This is a genomic window from Flammeovirga sp. MY04, assembly GCF_001682195.2.
Lineage (GTDB): Bacteria > Bacteroidota > Bacteroidia > Cytophagales > Flammeovirgaceae > Flammeovirga > Flammeovirga yaeyamensis.
In genome coordinates, this window is record NZ_CP003561.2 from 1360183 (window position 1) to 1380572 (window position 20390).

Below are 20390 nucleotides of genomic sequence, written 5' to 3' on the forward strand. Positions count from 1 at the left end.
ATGACTTAAAGTGCTTCGTTAGCTTGCTTTTCAGCCGCTGGAATAGGGAAATAATCGTGTCTAGATGATTCGTAGAAGTTCCAGTTATTTACGAAATCCGGACGTACTCTTTGCTCGATAAATAAAGGAGCTTTTAGAGGTGCATTAGGATCGTAATCAGCGATACGCTGATTCTCATCATTATGTAGCGTAGTAAATACTTCTTTTACTATACCCCATCTAACTAAATCTCTCCATCTTGAGTTTTCGAACCCTAACTCTGTAGGTCTTTCTACCATTCTTAAGTGAGTTCTTACATTTTCGATTGTTGCAGGAACAACTGGTCTTGCACCGTGTAAGTCTCTTGAGATATGCAATTGTGGAATACCACCTGAACTGATATAGTCCGCTAGTGTTACAACACCCGCTCTTGCTCTTACTTTGTCAATATATTCGATCGCAACGTTAAGGTTGTTTTCACCTTCTAAAACTGCTTCAGCATACATTAAGTACACATCTGCTAATCTCATGTGTTTGAAGTGGATAGATGATCTCCATTCAGGATCTTCTACATCTAAGTGGTACCAGTTAGCATATTTCTTTACATAACTTGACTCACCGAATGTCCATCTTCTTGGCACTTCTGCTTTTAAATCTGCAGGAGTTTTATTGTAATATAACCCTTCTGCATCTCTACCAGCTAGAGTAGCTGAATATCTTGGTGAGTGACCTGAAGAATTTGGAATTGAGTCTGCAGTAAATAACTCATGTGCCCAATATGTAGGCATTAACGATTGCCATCCACCTAAAGAATAAGGACCTAACCATCTTGCCAGAGTTGATGACTCCGCACCTGGTGTACCAGGGCTATCATCTACAATACCTGAGTTAGGAGTACCTGGGTTAACAGAACCATCGAATGGCACTTCCATAATAGACTCTGAATTGTAAATTACATCGTGTCTAAAGTTCTCAGCATATTGAGAAGTTAATGAGTAAAGACCAGAGTCAATTACTTTTTTAAATTCAGCTGCTGCTTGTGTCCAATCTTTGTTGTATAGGTGAACTTTACCCATCAAAGTAGTCGCCATACCCCAAGTAGCTTTACCTAAAAGTGCTTCAGGACGAGTTAATGGAAGTTCAGCCATTGCAAACTCTAAATCCGGAATAATTACTTGGTTAGTCACCTCTTCTAAAGAAGAAAAAGGAACATTGTGATTTGTTGTCTTAGAAGACAATTTAATTACACCACCACCATATGAGTGTGCTAATTCAAAGTAGAAGAATGCTCTTAAGAAACGAGCTTCCGCTATAAGTTCTGTCTTTCTTTCTTCTGATAATACCTCCATAGTAGGGATATTATCAATTACTTGATTAGCTCTGAAAATACCAGTATATAATTCTGCCCATTTGTTGAATACAGGGGTATCATTATCAGGAATAGTAAATTCAGTATAAGGATAATGTCTTACCCAATCGTTGGTACCACCCATGTCACTTCTAATCATGTCATAAGTTAAGTTACCACCACTAACCGATTGGAATTGTAGTGCTGCATAGGCTGTAGTTAATGCTGCCTCTGCATCTGATTCTGTTTTCCAGAATGTCTCTTCTGTTAACGCATTCGGGTTGTTTCTCGTAAGAAAACTATCATGATCACACGAAGTTAAAACCACCAAGCTTGCGAAAAGGAATATTAATTTATTTTTTAAAGTATTCATAGTTTTATACTTTTTAGAAACTTAGTTGAGCGCCAATTAAAAACTGTCTAGCCACTGGATAGTTACCTCTATCTACACCTCTCATGTAAAGACCATCACCACCAACTTCTGGATCATAACCAGTATATTTTGTGAATGTGAATGGGTTGACTGCAGAGATATAAAGTCTAGCTTTAGAAATACCTGTTGAAGAATCAAGTAAATTACCTAAGTTGTATCCTAGTGTCATTGTTCTAATTCTGAAGTAAGTACCGTCCTCAATCCATAAATCTGAGTAAGAACGAACGTTTTGAGATTGTCTGTTTAATGACAATGGAATATCTGAATTTGGATTTTGTGGCGACCACATACCCATTAACTCTTTGTGTCTTCCTTCAGCGTAAGCATATAATCTAGCACCGTTAATGATTTCAGCACCATGAGAGTAGTAACCTTGGATGAAGAAATCGAAACCTTTGTATTCTAAAGTAGCTACAAGACCCATTTCGAAATCTGGCATACCTGAACCAGCATATACTCTATCATTGTCGTCAATTACACCATCACCATTTTGATCTACAAAACGAACATCTCCTAAACGAGCGTTAGGGTTGATAGTCTCTTGGTAAGCTTTTAATTCCTCTTCTGTCTTAAGAATACCATCTGTTTTCACTAAGAAGAAAGATGCTGCCTCATAACCTTGAGCCATGAATGTAGTGTTATCCATCCAGTTATGCGTCAATGAAGGACGACCTCCTGCAAAACCTCTTTCAACACCATTTAAGTTATTGATCACGTTAGTATTTCTAGTGAAAGTAACACCAAAGTTATAATTCAAACCATATTTCGTTTGGTTCTTATAATTTAGAGCCAATTCAATACCACGGTTCGTCATATCACCAGCATTCAATGTATAAGTTCTATATTCAGCTACTTCTGAGTTTGCACGAGTTACTGCTGCACCTGAAGATAAAGGTAATTGCTGACCTAAGATCATGTTTTGCTTATCGTTCTCATAGATATCTGCTGTAAACTGTATTCTATCGTTCCACATACTTAAGTCAACACCCACGTTCTTAGCGATAGAAGTCTCCCACATAATACCTGGGTTAGCGAATCTTCTTTGTGTTAAACCTGGTGTTAATACCTTACTTGAACCGTAGATGTAGTTAATACCAGATTCGATTACACGACTTGCAATATATGGGTTATTACCTACTCTATTGTTACCTAGTTCAGCATATGAACCTCTTACTTTAAATCCGTTAATGAAGTCTACATTCCAGAAGTTTTCTTTGTCTACGTTCCAACCAACTGATACACCTGGGAAAACATCAAATCTGTTTTCTGGGTTGAACTGAGAAGTACCATCACGTCTTAAAGACACTGACAACATATACTTACTCTTATAGTTATATTGCAGACGACCCATCATACCTACCATTGCGGTTTCGTTTAAACCACCTGTAGGATTTGAAGAAGAAACTGTAGCACCTGGTACTTGAATAGCGTTATTACCATTTTCAGCAAATGATGCTGCTATACCAGTAGTTTTGTTCGTAAATTCTTCAAATGAATAAGTTCCTGTAAAGTTGAAGTTATGGTCTCCGAATGACTTATCATATGAAAGGATATTTTCCCAAGTATAACGTGTATTCCATACATAATCCTCATTTAAACGAGCATTTGGTCTTGATGCAGTTGGGTTAAAGTTACCATTAGCATCCAAGATGATATATTTAGGCTGGAATCTCTTTCTAGTAGCATTGTACATGTTAGCACCTGCTCTTACTTGGAATTTAAGACCTTTCACAATTTCGTATGACGCATTGAATGCTACGTTAAACCTTTTGATATTCTCCTCATCAGTGTTTGATAAGATACCAGATAAATAAGAATATGTAATTTCGTTTTGATCTGGAATCTGGATGATGTCGCCATTAGTTGGAAGTTCTTCGATTGGAGTGTTCCAAGGCATTTGACGAATTGCTTGCTCATACAATCCCCAAGGCTCTCTTTGTCTGTTTTCATTTTGGAATCCAACTGAAGCAAACATTTTGAATTTATCCTTGTTAATTGAACCAGTTAAACGAGTTGCCAAACGGTCGAAACCAGAATTAATCAAAATACCTTCTTGGTTAAAGTAGTTAACGTTGGCGTTCACCATCAAATCACCTTTACCAGAAGAAACATTCAATTCGTAGTTTTGAATAGCTGCATTATCGTTTTGGATTGTTCCAACAAAATCAGAATTATTTTCCAAAGCTCTTGGGTTCACATCTAGGACTGTTGATGGAACACCTGTTGCTTCTGATTTAATTTGATCGAAGTAGAACTGCTCATGGGTATTCATTAATTCAGTACCTGAAGTAATGTTTTGAATACCACCCCAAGCTGTAAAATCAACTTTCATTTTATCAGGAGAACCTGTTTTTGTTGTAATCAAGATTACACCGTTAGATGCTCTTACACCATAAACCGCTGCAGATGCACCATCCTTTAAGATATCAATTGATTTGATTTGAGATGGAGCAATGTTAGGGTTACCTTGGTATGGAATACCATCCACAACATATAAGGGGTCTCTAGATCCTGAAATCGAACCTATACCACGAATTTGGATGTTGGCTGCTGCACCTGGAGCACCACTTGCTGCTTGAACGTTTACACCGGCTACTTGACCTTGTAAAGCAGTTCCTAAATCTGGAGTAGGTACTTTATCAATTGCCTCAGAAGTCACATTGTTCACCGCACCTGTTACTTCTTTTCTCTTTTGAGTACCATAACCTACTACAACGATTTCGTCTAGTAGCTCCATGTCTTGCTCTAATGAAATATCAATAGAAGTTTGTGTCCCCACTTTTACTTCTTGAGCAAGAAAACCGATATAGTTAAATACCAGTACATCTTCTTTTAAAACATTGATACTGTAGTTACCGTCAATGTCAGTTACAGTACCTTTAGAAGTTCCTTTAATAATAATGTTCACCCCTGGAAGTGGCTCTCCATCTGCTGAAACTTTACCCGCAACAACAACTTCTTGGGCAAAAGTAACAGTAGAAAAAAGCATAAAGAGTAGTGTAGTAATCCACCCTTTAGGTATCACTTGCCATTTCATACTAAGTTTACTTGATAATAGCATAATTTGAAAAAAATTAATGAACAGATGTTGAAGAGTTAGTAAAATCTCCTCATACGATTCCTTTAAAAATTTGTATATGTGTAAAGCTTTTACTCATAATACAATATTAAGGAAGATCGACTTCGCGATATGTGTAAGAATTACCTTTTACTTGCACTAAATTATCATTAAGCGATTTTTGTGCTATTCGGGTAAATTATAGTAAGTATATGCGATGGACAGAAGTCGATGATATTTAGATGAAAGTTGTAAATATTTAATCATTTCATTTAAGTAAGTAGATCATTGAAGTCACGATGAATATAACATAGTGGACGCTATGTCAGTCAATTGTATACAAAAATAAGCACATAATTGCGGTAATTATGTGCTTATGTAATATAATTATGAAGGATTATCTTAAATTAATCCAATTCGCTTATAAATCAGTTCAATTTCTTAGAATTTGACTTGCCTAAAGTGAAATTGAAATGATAATCTCCAGGTTTTAATATATATTCTGGGAGAGTAAGTGATAATGTCCCGCCTAAACCGGCTTGCACTAATCCTACATTAACAGTATAATATTCTTCAGCTGTCAACTCATATTGATGCTTCGCTTCTCTTAAATTATCTGCCGTATATTCCCAAATAGAGAACTCTAATGTTGGAGCACCTTTAAATAAAATACCCTTGTTTTCTTTATTCGATAATTTCACCCAAGACGTTTCTGTTCTATTTCCATTTTCTTGTGGTTTCACATATGGGTAGAATATTTCTTTTGTATCTAACGAATACACTTGTTTTATCGCTGCTCTTTTACGATCTGCGTAAGTTTCAAATGGACCATTACCATAATATTCTGTAGAAACATACTCTTTACTCAATCCCATAGTCATCCCAAAATTGATCAAATCATTCACGGATTTATCCGCTGATAGATACAAATCAATTTTAACATCTTCAGGAGTCACCGAGTAGATTGTTTTCAATTCTACCTTATCCTCTAATTTCTGCATCACTTCTATCTCCACTACTCCTGCATTTTCATTGGCCACTTTCACCTCTGTAGATGTCCATCTTTGATCAATGTCTTTCCAAAATTCCTTCGATTGACTCATTCGTTTTGCATCAATTCCTCTCACATCGTTATCAATGGATGGCCTCCAGAAATTAGACTTCATAGGGCGTTCTAAGATTTCAGTATTTTCAATTTTATAAGAAATCAATTGACCGTTTTCTTTAGACACTTCCACTTGAACAATTCCATTCTTCACTTTAATGACTTTATCTGTAGTATCCACCTCTCCTTTTGCCTTCTTAGCATACTTTACTTTGCTTGTTTCAGATGCGGATTGAATCAATAATTGCTCATGTGCAACATCAAACCCTTTTTCACACCATAAACGATCTTGTTTTTCCAACATTTTTATGGTGATGAAATATTCTTTGTCTTGCGATTTCTTTAATTTCTTGATCGGCAAGATGTAGTCTTTTGATTTTCCTGCTTCAACAGCAACATCAGAAAGTTCGCCTGTTTTAATTACTTTACCATCTTCCAACACCTCATAGATTATTTGATATTGATCGAGGTTAGTGTGTGTGAATCGGTTGATAAACTTCACTTTATGTTCTGCAACATCCACCCATTCAATGGCTAATGGCTGATAAACATATTTTACCTCAAAAGCATGAGGATGAGGTGTTAAATCTGAAGCAAACACCCCATTAATACAGAAGTTCTGATCATTTGGAACATCTCCAAAATCGCCTCCATAGGCATAGTAATCGACTCCATTATCACTTTGAGTTAAAAGACCTTGATCTCTAAAGTCCCAAATAAATCCACCTATCGTATTTGGCGTTTTTCTGATGTGATCCCAGAATTCACCCAATCCACCAACAGAGTTCCCCATAGCATGCATGTACTCACACATAATAATTGGGCGTTGGATATTCGGATTCTGCGACATATGAATTAACTGTGCTTGATTCGGATACATACGGCTCACCACATCAACATATTGTGGATCTGTCGGATTGGCCATGGATTCCCAGTTTTGAGAAGTATATCCTACATTATCATTTTCCACATATTCCGGATGTGTTGGATCTCCTTGCGCTCCTTCATAGTGCACAAAACGACTGGGATCAAAATTTCTTACCCAACCTGCAGCTGCTGCAAAGGCTGGACCTGTACCCGATTCGTTACCCAATGACCAAGAAACGATACACGGATGATTTTTATCTCTTTCGACCATTCGCATCACACGACTTAGAATCGGTGCGGCCCAAGACGGTTGGTGTGGAATATAACTTCCTAAGTGATGACACTCCACATTGGCTTCATCCATCACATACAAACCGTACTTATTACATAATTCTAAGAAATAGGGATCGTTCGGATAGTGAGAAGTTCTTACTGCATTAAAGTTGAACTGTTTTAAAATTCTCACCTCTTCTTCCATATCAGCTCTCGTCACTGCTTTTCCTCTTATAGGATGATGATCATGACGATTTGCCCCCATAATTTTTACAGGAACATTATTCACTAATAAAGCATTATCCTCGTCGAACTCAACTTTTACAAAACCTATTTGATGACTTCTAGATTCAATTGTTTTCCCTTTGGCATCTTCTAAAGTCAACACCAAAGTATATAAATTAGGAGTTTCTGCATTCCATAAAACAGGGTTTTTCACCTTCCCTTCAAGTAATCCAAACTTTGGTAAGTCTCTAGCAGGCCAACGCTGTTTGAATACATACTCCGCATTTACCTGCATAGGTTTCTCTAATACAGGTTGATTTTGTACATCAAATACTTGCCCTTTTATCGTATAATCTTTTAATGATTTTTCATCGCCCTCCATCCAAAGAGTAGGACGAATTTTTATAATAGATTCTGTCAAATCCTCATTAAATGATGTCTTCACATGGAAATCGTTAATAGCTACCTTCGGCTGTGACAATAACATCACTTCACGATGGATACCACTTAGTCTCCACATGTCCTGATCCTCTAGGTAACTTCCATCTGAATATCGATAAGCCTGAACAGCCACTTTATTTTTTCCTTCCTTTACGTAATCGGTAATATCAAATTCTGCGGCTAGGCAACTTCCTTGACTATAACCTACTTTTTCACCATTTACCCAAACATAAAAAGCTGAGGTAACTCCTCCGAAATGAAGAATAATGGATTCATCTTTAAAGCTTTCTGGCACTTCAAAATCTCTATAATACGATCCAACAGGATTGTCTCTATAAATTTTTGGAGGAAGTGGCGGTTGAGGACCTTTCCAATCGTACGTTAAATTTGGATCAAGAATATTGGGCGTGAACGGATAAGTGATATTGGTATATATAGGTTGTCCGTGTCCTTGCATCTCCCAATTTGATGGAACAGAAATTTCTGTAAAATCTTTGCCATCAAAATCCATCTCCATAAAACTCTTAGGTCTCAGTTCTGCCTTAGGGACAAAATTAAACTTCCAAGTACCATTCAGCGACATCATTCTAGATGTTTTTCGGTCTCCTTCTAATGCCTCTTGTTCAGAATAGTAAGAATAGGATGCTACCCTTGCAGGAAGTTTGTTGATTTCAAAAATATGTTCGTTCTCCCAATCATTTTGCCCCATCACATTGAATGCGAAGAGCAAAAAGCTGAGACTAAAGAGTATTTTTTTCATTGTTTAGTTTTTTACTAGTCGTTTAGTAATCCATTGTCCATCGATGTTTACTCTCACAAAGTAAACTCCATTGACTAAATTTGAAATATCAATTGCTTTATTTGCTTCAATTTGCTCATCAATTATTACTTCCCCAATGATGTTCATTACCTGTACAGGTGCTGTTTGATTTACCCCCTTAATTTTGAATAAATTGTTTGATGGGTTCGGATACACAACAACATTCTTTTGACGCTCAGTATCTATTGATGTCACTTGATCAACAATTTTGACGGCAACTGGAGAAGTCATTCTCACTTCTTCATTCTCGTCTTTTGTTGAATTAAAAATGGCATCGATAGTATAATAATGTCCATCTTCTAAAGAAGCTGAAAGTTCAACATTTTGTAGATTGAAAGAACCTACAACATCACCGGCTGAACGTCCGTTTAAGATGGCTTGAGATGTAGCAACTACCTCAACAATATCTCCATTGGTATCTCTTTCCTGTAATTCAAAGTCCATTTGATAAGTAGAACGATATCCACTACCTGCATCAAAATAAACATTGAAGTTCATGCCTCTATCTTTACCAAATTCTTTTCCTTCGTAGGTTTTATCCATCACAACTTGAGGATCCGATTCCCATACTCTTACATAGCTGCAAAGCATTTCAGTTGGGAATCCTTCTGTAGTTGTTTCTTCTGGAACGGGTTTTCTCACTCCATTTTCATCGTATTTCACAAATGGACTTCTTAGGCCCATCGATACAGTTACGTACATTGGTAAGTGCCAATAAAGGTTTTCTTTTCTTCCTCTTTCAATACCATCCACATACCAAATAATAGAGTCTGCTCTGTTAAGTACTCCATAAGTATGGTAATCGTCTCTCGGGTCGAAATCTGCATACCATTTATTCTGAGCAATTTCAGGAGTTTTATGTGGACGAATCTGAATCAATTCACCATTTTCTCTTGCTACTGCGTGAAGGTTCATATCGATGGCTTCTGGACCTTCCCAATCTCCTGTTTCAAAACTCCACTCTCTTTGCGTCAATTCGACAACATCGATCTCACAATATTTCGCTTGTCCATCTTCTGTCGGATCTGGCTGATTGATACTGTACAACCAAAATGCTGGAGAAACACCTGGGAATCTATCCGCTCCTTTGATGCGAGCTTCAAAATATCCATAAGTAATCGGCTTATAATTTCTGATAATACCCGATTTATAGTACAACTCTTCGTTCTGACCATAATCAGTATTTCTGCGGTGTGTTTCTTGAATCATTTTGATCTTTAACTCACCGTCCTCCACATAAGCTAGAGAAGGATCCCAAGACCATACTCCCCAATCGTTCGGATCATTATTCCATTTTGATTGATCCAAGTTCTCAAACTCATCCGTCATCTCTTCTTGAGTTTTCCATTCCATGAATGGGTGAGACACTGGAGTTTGTGCTAAAGTAGTCGAAATAGAGGCTACCAATCCTAAGATTGGTAGCAAAAATTTATTTGTTAAGTTCATCTGCATTTCTATATTTATCCATACGATCGTTGTCGTACTTCTCAAATTGTGCTTTTAATTGCCATAAAGGTCTTTCCAGGGTTAACTCCCAGTTATACAACACCTTAAATAGCTCTCTCAATTTCTCTGGCTCTTGATATGCCAAATTGTTTTGCTCAGAAATATCTTCTTTTAGATTATACAATTCTGCAGGACGATCTGAGAAACGAAGTAGTTTGTAATCTCCACTTCTAACCGCTGCTCTTGTATTAATTTTCCAATACAATACCTCATGAGGTCTTTCTTTATTTTCACCATTGATGTATGGAAGTAAGTTCACCCCATCCACATCTTTTAGATCTTTCACATCACCACCACCTGCAGCATAGAAAGTAGGTAATAAATCAAAAGTACTTACAGGGAAATCGAATGTTGTTTTCTTTTTGATTTTGCTTTTCCATGTCATAGTAAAAGGCACACGAATACCTCCTTCAAGTTGATTGGATTTTGTACCTGCTAAAGGATAGTTTACAGAAGCATTTTTATCAGATGGTCCTCCATTATCGTTTGTAAATACAACAATCGTATTCTCATCCAATCCCAACTCTTCTAATTTATCCATCACTTTTCCAGATGCTCTATCCAAAGCCCAAGTCATGGCCGCCAATTCTTTTCTTTTACCTTCTAAATTCGGGAATAATGCCAAATCCTCTTCTGTAGTTTCTATCGGAGTATGTACTGCATTAAAAGCCAAGAAAATAAAGAAAGGCTCATCTTGATGTTTCTCTATAAAACTGATTGTTTCATCCGCAAAAACATCTGTAGCATATCTGTTTGGCTCTTCGAAGTTATTGAAGTTTCTCTCCATACGTTTGTCTGGATGAGGAAATTGCTCGTAAGCAAAGTAACTTCTATCTCCTCCACGGAAACCATAAAACTCATCGAATCCTCTTTTATTTGGATGAAATTTATCTGCATCTCCTAGGTGCCACTTACCATAATAAGCAGTAGCATAACCTAGATCTTTCATGTACTCGCCCATTGTTTTTTGATCCAAAGGCAAGCCCATTTCAACATCCAAATATTTAGAAGCATCAGACATATATCCTGGAACATTGTTTTCTACATAACCAAACTTTTGTTGATATTGTCCAGTAATTAAACCCGCTCGAGAAGGCCCGCATACAGAGGCAGTCACATATCCCTGAGAAAAGATTACCCCTGAATGTGCAAGCTTATCGAGTTGGGGGGTTTTGATCTCTTTACTCCCCTGAAAACCGAAATCTGCATATCCTCCGTCATCAGAAAAGATCAAAATAATATTAGGTTTATCTGTTTTTGTTTTCTTTTGTGCAAACAGTGTGTTTACTGTTACACAAAGAACCGCTAGTAAAGTCCATTTAAGTCTCATAAATTCTAGATTTTTCTCATTGTAAATCCTTAAAGAATCCATCATTAAGGTGAAGTAAAATTACATCCTCCTTACTGTAAACAGTAGTTGTTTTTTATCATAGATATATACTTTTTTACCTACATCGCCATTCTATATTCACGTGGCGTTTTCCCTATAATTTGTTTGAATTGCTTATTGAAGTTTGTGATGGAATTAAATCCAACTTCGTAGCACACATCACTAATCTGATAGCTCTCTTGTACCAACAATCTACTTGCATTTCTAATACGCACTTCGTTTAGATATTGCTTAAAAGATTTGTTCGTCACTTTCTTAAAGAATCGGCAGAAAGAATTTGATGTCAAACATGCGATGTCAGCAATTTCTTGCAAATCGATATCTTTCTCGTAATTATCAGAAATGTATTTTAATACTCTATCAATGCGATCCGAGTTGGAGTCGTTCGACTGTCGCATATCTGATGTAGATAACAACTGCTTGCCTTCTGCTGTAGAAAGCTTAAGTAATAAGCTTAATAAATGAATAGATTGTTCTGCTGTAGACTTATTCAGACAATCAAAGATTTCTTCTTCCAATTTCAACCCTAACTCTTTAGGAAAACTTACTCCGTATCTAGATTTCTCTAAAAGATCATTCACCATTGAGAAAGCAGGCGTATCAAAAGTGCCATTACCAATAAAGTTTCTTTCAAACTTCATAACCACAATACTTACCTCATCCGTTTCATCTTCGTTTTTCCAAAGGTGTGGCAAGTATGGACCAACTAATACCAATTCTCCTTCTGAAAAGCTCCCTACGTTATCTCCAACAAATCTTACCCCTTTGCTTTTATGAATGTAGATTAGTTCATACTGTTGGTGGTAATGCCATAATGTATCATGACAAGCTGTTTCTTTTTTAGATACACAAATTGTTTTGTTGTCCTTTACCTCAGAATCTTTAAATACTAATTTCATGTCTTTGTAATTTAGTCTTTCTTCTATAGTACCCTTACAGCAAGAAGAAGAGAGTTAGTAATTCATTTCATTATTTATAAGCTTCGGTGTTTCTTTTATAAAGCTTATTAGTTGATAATAATTTGTTCCGATTTGATAATGTAAAGGTCACACTTATAAAATATGTTGTGTATGTAAAGCGTATCAAAAATGTAGGAATACGTGTCATTTTGCGTATCAAAACAGCCTATACGAGCTAAAAACAAAAGGTTTCATTTGTGACACGTAAAAATACATTTGGGGAAAAGTTGAGTTTTTGGTGGTTTAAATGACTTATTAATTGGTTTAGCTGATGGTTCGTTGGGACGTTACACTGTAACGTCCGTACAAATTATCTCATTGAAATATTGTTGCATAGTTTCAATAAAAAATATCCTGTACGGACGTTGCACTGCAACATCCTCACAAATTCAGGGATAAAAAAAACCCACGGATTAACCGTGGGCAAACATATATGTAGAGTATATGCATCATCAGATGATTATTGAACTTCTGATGAAATTAATTTTTCTTAGCTTACTCCTTCACTACTTTCTTCGTCACCACTTCATTTAACGTTTCAAATGCCAAAACATAAATACCTTTCGGTAGATCTTTGACATCTATCTTAATGATACCTTTCTCTTTTTGAACTGTCTGAAGTAATGCTCCAGATAAATCGAATAATTTGAGAGACCCATTAATTAAAGATTCTACAGAATAAATATCTGATGTTGGATTGGGATATACTTTCCAATCTACTTTGCTATTTGAACCTAAATCAGTCGGATGATCGTTATCTGGATATTCTTGTTCAGGATATTCATCGTCTGGGAAAGGATATTCGGGGAAATCTCCCTGATTATCATTTAAGAATGAAATATCATCTATAAATAGTAAAGCATTGTCAGATTTAATATCAGATGATTGAATACGAATTTGTAATCTGTCGCCGTTGATCAAACTCGGGTTAGAATCAAATGATCTGTTGAAAGGCACCTTCACCTCTACCCATTTTCCTTTTTCAAGGGCAGAAATATCAACGACTTTTACCAACCATGGATTATTGAAGACAAATTCAATGTTATCAACTGTGGTATTTTCATCAATAAATAGATGAAAAGTCAATTCATTATCACCTGCAGGTAAGTTGATAGAACCATAGGGAGAGAATACAGAGTAATTACCTGAATAAGGAGCTTGATTCTCATATCTTAAACTAAATTTCCCAGATAAAGCCTTATCGTCTTTCAATCTCCATTTTGATGCAGCAGACGACCACCAATTCACGCTTCTACCTTGAAAATGAAAAGGTCCTTCGAAACTTAATGCATCAAAAAATGAATGGGTTTCTTCCTTTTGCCAAATTCTTACATAATCTATGATAAACTCTGCTGGCTGTTCTAAATCTGCTTGATTTGGCAGTCCATACCAAGAGAATACTTCGGAATCCAACCAAATTTCTTGAGGATAATCGTACTTCCACTGATCTTTAGCTTCTAACTCTTCTTTTGTCACAGATTTAATGAGATGACCATTGAAATAGATCTTCATGAAGTTTTTATCCCATTCAAAACCGTAAATAAAGAAATCACTTGCCAAACGATCTTTCATTACTTCTTCTACCTTCCATTCTTCATGATCGGCGGCTCTGTCTGGATCCCAACTAATCAGGTTGGTTCTGTATTTATATTCTAAATTTTCTGGTGTGTTCTCAGAATTACCTATTGGTCTTTTACCATAGTTCTCGACCATATCAATTTCACTATGATAACCCGTTGTCCAAAATGCAGAGGTTACTGGAGCATCGGCTATTTTACATTTGATTTCCATATAACCATACTGAAAGAAAGTTTCACTCATAATACAAGCTTGAGTGATAGGTTTACTTAAATCAGCCGCTGTAGATGAACCACCATAATAAACATCGTCATTCTTTTCAGGAGCAAAATCGAATGTGGGCTCCCACTGACTTCTTAAAATCAAATGACCATCTTTAACTATTACATTGTGAGGTGCAAACTGTCCAGGGGCTCTACCTTTCCATTTTGTTCGGTAATCGTTATTCTCACCTAAAATCCACCACTTCGTTTTATTTAATTCTGTTCCATTAAATTCGTCGCTTGCCCATTTATTTAGAATCCACCCATCAGCATTTTCTGGATCAGATACTGGGTTAATTTGTGCGAATGTTGGTTGTATTGATAACAGGGCAATTATACCCAAGAATAAAAATCTCATATTCTAGCTGTTTTTACTTCTGTTGTTTAGTATCTCACAAAATTAACTGCTTGATACTTGAAGTAATTCATCAAAATTAACCTAAATAATGAATATTTAAACAGGTATTTACCTAAAATTCTGTTGAATGTGAGCTACTTCACATTTGGGGGAAAATTGTATTGTTAAACTTGTATTATCCAACACAACGACTTAATCCAATTGTAAATCACTCTCTTAATTCATTCTAATAATGGATGAATTTTTTAAACACTCATTTATAATGAAAACTATTCAACTCCTATTTATCGTCCTAAGTATTTTTATGTTTACAGCTTGTTCAGACGACGAAAATGATGATCCTGTTAACCTTCCAGCTGCTAATGAATTTACAGTAACCATAGAAAACATTGCTGAGGGAAAAGATTTCTTTGCTTACGGAAGTACTGGACTAATTACTCCAGGAAACTCAGAAAGCTTCAGTTTTAATGCTGGAAAAGGGCATTATCTGAACTTTGCGACCATGTTTGTTCAGTCTAACGATTTGTTCTACGCTCCATCTGATGCTGGTATTGCTCTTTATGATAGTGATGGCAATGCAGTAACAGGAGATGTTACTTCTCAATTCTACTATTGGGATGCAGGTACGGAAGTAAATCAAGAGCCCGGTGTGGGTGCTGATCAAGCACCAAGACAGTCAGGTCCAAATACGGGTACTGCGGAAAACGGAACCATTAAACTACTTTCAATGGTAAATGACGGTTACACATATCCGACACTATCTGATGTCATTAAAGTATCAATTGCTCACGATGGCGGCACATTGTTTACAGTTACAGTAGAAAATAAATCGAATACTGCTTCTTTGGCAAGTCCTTTTGCTCCAGGATCTTGGGTAGTTCACTCAAGTGGTCAATATCCATTATTCAAAGATGGATCAACGGCAAGTAGTAATTTAGAAGGATTGGCAGAAGATGGTAACTTGGAAGGTTTCAACACCACTTTAGGTGCCAATTCTGGATTAGTTTCTCCTTTTGCCCCTGGTGCTTATTCGGTAGGTAAAACAAATGAATTATTTATGCTAGGTCAATCATCAACAGAAGCTTTAATGGCTTTAGCTGAAGATGGAAATGCTTCCGGATTTGCCATGCATTTCAATACTCCTGATCAAGGTGATAGCCCTGCCCCAATATTCCCGAATCAATCGTATTCTTTTACTTTCACTGCTGAAGAAGGAGATTATTTATCCCTAGCGACTATGTTAGTACAGTCGAATGATTGGTTTATAGGTTTCGATAACTTGAAATTATACAGTGGATCAACACCTTTAACTGGAGACATTACAAGTAGCTTAATGGTATTTGATTCTGGAACTGAATTGGATGAATATGCAGGAGCGGGTAACTATCAAGCGCCAAGACAACCTAGTGCTAATTCTGGTATGGACGAGAATGGAGTTGTTAGCATCGAGAACGATTTGAGTTCCAATGTTCCCGATCTTTCGCAAATGGTAAGAGTGACCATCACTGCAAATTAATTTTCCATATAGAATAATAGCAAAAAGGCCGTTTCATAAATATTTGAAATGGCCTTTTCCTTTAATTATCTTCTATAGAGGATGCATATTTTCCTGGAGTTACCCCATAATGATCTTTAAACAACTTACTAAAGTGAGTTCTACTCTTGAAGCCTGTCATGATGATCACATCGTTCACGGAGTTTTCTTTATCTAAAAGATAGGCTGCTGCTTTCTTTAGTTTATAGGTTCTGATGATATCCTGAGGGGTAGAATCTGTTAACGCTTTTACTTTTCTGAAAAACTGACTTCTACTCATATAAAGTTCTTTAGAGAACTCTTCTAAATCGATGTTTTCGTTCGTCAAGTTCTTTTCTAAAAGCTTATATAAACGCTCTAAAAATTCCTTATCGGTATCCGATTGTTCTGTTTTCACTAACGGAAGTGGAACTTCTGATTGAAAACGATCTTGAATCTTCTTCCTATTTTTATAAACACTTTCGAGAGTAGCTACTAAGTGTTTCATATCAAATGGCTTGGTGATGTAAGCATCTGCACCCACTTCCATACCTTCAATTTTAGCATCAGAAGAAGATTTTGATGTCAACAGAATCACTGGAATATGTCCTGTTTTCACATCATCTTTAATCAGTTTACACAATTCTAAACCATCCATCTCAGGCATAATGATATCACTTAATACCACATCAGGCCATTCTTTGTCCAAGGCATTGGCTAATTCTTGACCGTTTTTAAAAGAAGTGACTTTATAAATCTGACCTAAAATATTGACCACAAAGTTTCTCAGATCGATATTATCTTCTGCATAATAGATATGCATATCTTTATTCTGATTCCCCTTCACAATAGAAGAAAGATCAAAACTTTTATCGATCACTCTTTGCTTTTGCTCGTGAGTCTCCGTATCAATAATTTCTTGTTGACGGGTCTCCTCGATTGCTTCCAAACGCTTGGCATTCACAGGCAATTCCACTGAGAATTTTGTTCCTTTCCCGATTTCGCTACTCACCTGAATTTTACCTCCATGTAGTTCAACAATCATTTTAGATAATTCTAAACCAATTCCTGAACCTACAGAATATACTTCTTTGGTTTCTGATTGATAAAAACGTGTGAATATATTTTTTTGATCTTCTTTTGATATACCTACCCCGGTATCTTCCACAGAAAGATAAATTGTTCCCTTCTTTACTTTATAATTGATAAAGATGGAATCACCTTCTTTGGTAAACTTAAAAGCGTTATTTAATAAGTTGTTGATGACCACTTCCAACTTTTTAGCATCAGCAATCAACTCTATTTTATTGGCTTCACCATTTAGAATCAACTTCTTACCCGTATCATTGGCTAACTGATCAAAATCTCTTTTAATATCGCTAATAAAATAAGTGAATTCGAAGCTATCAGGTGTAAGCTTTAATAGGTTTTGATCTGCCTTTCTCACCTCATGCACTTGTTCCACCAATTGGAACATTTTCTTCGATTGCCTCTGTATCAAATCAATATGTTGAAAAGCATCTTTGTTATTTTCAAACATATTTTTCAACACATTAATTGGTCCATTGATGAGTGTTAGAGGCGTTCTAAATTCGTGAGAAATATTCATGAACATCTTAAGACGGGCAGCATCTAATTCTTTCAGTTTATTCTTCTCGACATGTTCGATCTGAAGTTTGTACTCCAATGATTTAAATCGGATGATTGCCACCATAATAGCGATAATCAAGATGGCTGCTATAAGAAAATAAATACTTTTTGCCAATTTGGTTTTCCACCAAGCTTGTTTGATGATAATTTTTAGATGCTTTGGTGTTGACCATTCATTTTGAGCGTTCGATGTTTGTGCTTCAAAATCGTATTCTCCTGGAGGCAACAAACTATAAGTAGCCAACTTATTATTGGAGGTCGTCACAAACCAAGAGGTTTCTTTAGGCAGCAATCGATACCTCAATCCATGTGTATTGGAGTTGCCAAAATGAAGTGAAATCAACTCTATAGAAATCGATCCTTGATCATGATTTAAGGTGATTTCATTGGTATCTTCTAACGGCTTTTGCAATATCTCCTGCTCTCCAATCCCTGCTTTTTGATTATGTATTTTTAGATCACCAAATAATAATTTCGGCGTTTCCTGAGATACATTTACCCTTTCCGGCTGGAAGTAACAGATACCGTTATTCCCTCCAAAGATCATCAAACCACTTTTTAACTTAGTAGACACCACCTCAAAAGAAGCAGGCACTAAACCATCTTTACTCGTGTAATTGGTAAATGATTTCGTCTTTGTATCAAATTGATTGATCCCTTTATTTGTTGCAATCCATAAATGATTTCTCATATCGAATTGAAAGGTCATTACATCATTATCATCTAAACCGTCTTTTTCAGAATAGCGATCAAAACAATACTTTCCTTGTTCTTTTCTTAACTGATTGATGCCCCCTTCCAACACTCCAATCCATATTTCTTTATTCGGTAATCTTTGGATACAGGTGACATCATTACCTGATATCGAACAACTATCGTTAGGGTTATTTGTAAATGTTATAATTCCTTCATTATCAATCTCTTCGGGGGTGTAATTTAGTTTTATCAAACCATTATTTGATGTACCCAACCAAATACAATCTTCCAATGGATCAGGATAAATCACATTTACATTAAAATTGATGTCATATGGAATATTACCCAATTTTTTTATGGTACTTATACGATTTAATTCTCCATTTCCATCTAATTTCAAACGGTAAAAAGCATCTAAACCTGCCAACCATATATCGCCATATTTGTCTTCTGCAATCGCTCTAGTCCCTTCGTTTGCGAACCATTTAAAATCTTTGTTACTGACTAATTTCCAAGGGGAATTAATGTTCTTTTTCTTAAAGATTCCATTTCGTCTACTGCCTCCCCAAATCTGTCCCCTTTGGTCTTTGAGTACTCTAGTAATTATCTGATTATTGATCGATGGTTGTTCAAATCGCTTGTAAGTGCCTTTATCAATATCAAATAACTTATTGAAGTTGGAGTTAAGAGTTACATATACTTCATTATCATCGTAAGCGAAAATGTTTACGACCTGACTAGAAGAATTATCTACCACATTCCCTTTCAAGGCCGAATATTGAAAAGCTCTATTTTCACTTAAAAACTGAAAAACACCTTGGTTAAAACTTCCTATCCAACCCCCACTTTTGGTAATCAACAGGCTACTTAGACGGGTAAAATCTTCTGAAAAAGTGTATTTAATTAAATGCTGATTGATGTTCTTAAAATACTGAGGATCCGTAATCATAGCTATCTCATTATTTTCTTTCATCAACCATAAAATACCTTCTGGACTCAATTGAACTTTAGAGTAATATTGTTCTTTTAAAATGGTATTCACCCACTCTAATTTCCTAGTTTCTTGGTCGTATCTAAAGATATATAACGATTTATAACTCAGGACATAAATATTTTTATAACCATCAAAAGTAGCGTCTACAGTATAATTCACATATTCATCACCTACTAACTGATAATCACCACTTTTAAGATTTAATAAGTAAAGTCCATTATTAGTGGTAATTAACACATCATCTTTACCTAAAGAGGTAATATTACTCGCAATTAATTTTTGATTTAGAATCGATGTCGGTTTCCATTCTTTAAGGACTGAATAGTTGTATTTATTAAGTAAAATCACCTCTGCGCTTCTTGTTAAGCAGGCGATGTAATTACTCGTTTCAGAAAAATCTTGAATATAAAAGTTAGAAATTGATGTTTTTGATTCTTCTTTCTCTAAAATACTCGAAAAAGAATCCAACTGATGGTAATAAATAGAAATGCCTTTTTCTGTTCCAATCAGGAGATTATTTGATTCATCTTTAAACAACTTAGTGATTCTATTACTTACTAAACCTGGATAATCTTGTTCGTAGTAAGTTTTAAATTCATAACCGTCATATTTATTCAACCCTTTAAATGTACCTACCCAAATCAATCCAGAAGCATCTTCTTCCAAAGCAGTCACACCAAAATGAGATAATCCTTCATTGTAAGTAATGTGCTTCGTAATATTAATACCAAGGTGATTTGTCTGTCCAAATCCAATTGAACTGATAAGTAATAATAAGACTAAAAATAAAGCCGTAAATCGACGGATGTTAAGTTGATAATCAATAATCACTATTAGGGTAGTTATATAGTTAACCTGAATTCGTTGTCGATAAATATAAAAATCAAAACAAAAAAAAGATATCTAAACGAATGCTGTTTCATCAATATTAACG

The 20390-nt window shown here is 35.8% G+C and carries 9 protein-coding genes; 1 reads left to right on the top strand and 8 read right to left on the bottom strand.

The annotated features are described in order from the left end of the window. Positions 1 to 5: 5 nt before the first annotated feature. The 7 genes from MY04_RS25235 to MY04_RS25265 form a co-directional block, all read right to left on the bottom strand. Positions 6 to 1700 carry a RagB/SusD family nutrient uptake outer membrane protein gene (locus MY04_RS25235; RefSeq protein WP_066215566.1) on the bottom strand — a complete coding sequence of 565 codons (1695 nt, stop codon included), beginning with the start codon at positions 1698 to 1700 and terminating at the stop codon, positions 6 to 8. A gap of 13 nt (positions 1701 to 1713) precedes the next feature. After that, a complete protein-coding gene (locus tag MY04_RS25240) occupies positions 1714 to 4797 on the bottom strand; it encodes a SusC/RagA family TonB-linked outer membrane protein (RefSeq protein ID WP_066215568.1) in 3084 nt (1027 codons plus the stop codon). Between the two features lie 449 nt (positions 4798 to 5246). Beyond that, positions 5247 to 8489, bottom strand: a complete 3243-nt coding sequence (locus MY04_RS25245) for a glycoside hydrolase family 2 TIM barrel-domain containing protein (protein WP_066215570.1) — start codon at positions 8487 to 8489, stop codon at positions 5247 to 5249. A 3-nt stretch (positions 8490 to 8492) separates the two neighbouring features. Then, positions 8493 to 9974 carry a T9SS type A sorting domain-containing protein gene (locus tag MY04_RS25250; RefSeq protein ID WP_158297910.1) on the bottom strand — a complete coding sequence of 494 codons (1482 nt, stop codon included), beginning with the start codon at positions 9972 to 9974 and terminating at the stop codon, positions 8493 to 8495. 4 nt (positions 9975 to 9978) lie between these two features. Then, entirely contained in the window at positions 9979 to 11385 is a 1407-nt protein-coding gene (locus tag MY04_RS25255) for a sulfatase-like hydrolase/transferase (RefSeq protein WP_066216808.1), read from the bottom strand. 119 nt (positions 11386 to 11504) lie between these two features. Beyond that, a complete protein-coding gene (locus MY04_RS25260; RefSeq protein WP_066215574.1) occupies positions 11505 to 12344 on the bottom strand; it encodes an AraC family transcriptional regulator in 840 nt (279 codons plus the stop codon). A 555-nt stretch (positions 12345 to 12899) separates the two neighbouring features. Further along, complete coding sequence (locus MY04_RS25265) at positions 12900 to 14603, bottom strand: T9SS type A sorting domain-containing protein (RefSeq protein ID WP_066215576.1); 1704 nt, start codon at positions 14601 to 14603, stop codon at positions 12900 to 12902. Positions 14604 to 14865: 262 nt separating this feature from the next. On the opposite strand from MY04_RS25265, the gene MY04_RS25270 reads away from it, so the two are divergent. Next, positions 14866 to 16119: a spondin domain-containing protein gene (locus MY04_RS25270; RefSeq protein ID WP_158297911.1), complete on the top strand. Its 1254-nt coding sequence runs from the start codon at positions 14866 to 14868 to the stop codon at positions 16117 to 16119. 61 nt (positions 16120 to 16180) lie between these two features. On the opposite strand, the gene MY04_RS25275 is transcribed toward MY04_RS25270, so the two are convergent. Further along, entirely contained in the window at positions 16181 to 20287 is a 4107-nt protein-coding gene (locus tag MY04_RS25275; RefSeq protein ID WP_066215580.1) for a hybrid sensor histidine kinase/response regulator transcription factor, read from the bottom strand. Positions 20288 to 20390 lie beyond the last annotated feature (103 nt).

Excerpts from the sequence above, each read along its gene's own strand:
- MY04_RS25260 (WP_066215574.1), bottom strand. The coding sequence starts at position 12,344 with ATGAAATTAGTATTTAAAGATTCTGAGGTAAAGGACAACAAAACAATT.
- MY04_RS25245 (WP_066215570.1), bottom strand. The coding sequence starts at position 8,489 with ATGAAAAAAATACTCTTTAGTCTCAGCTTTTTGCTCTTCGCATTCAAT.
- MY04_RS25240 (WP_066215568.1), bottom strand. The coding sequence starts at position 4,797 with ATGAAATGGCAAGTGATACCTAAAGGGTGGATTACTACACTACTCTTT.
- MY04_RS25270 (WP_158297911.1), top strand. The coding sequence starts at position 14,866 with ATGAAAACTATTCAACTCCTATTTATCGTCCTAAGTATTTTTATGTTT.
- MY04_RS25255 (WP_066216808.1), bottom strand. The coding sequence starts at position 11,385 with ATGAGACTTAAATGGACTTTACTAGCGGTTCTTTGTGTAACAGTAAAC.
- MY04_RS25235 (WP_066215566.1), bottom strand. The coding sequence starts at position 1,700 with ATGAATACTTTAAAAAATAAATTAATATTCCTTTTCGCAAGCTTGGTG.
- MY04_RS25265 (WP_066215576.1), bottom strand. The coding sequence starts at position 14,603 with ATGAGATTTTTATTCTTGGGTATAATTGCCCTGTTATCAATACAACCA.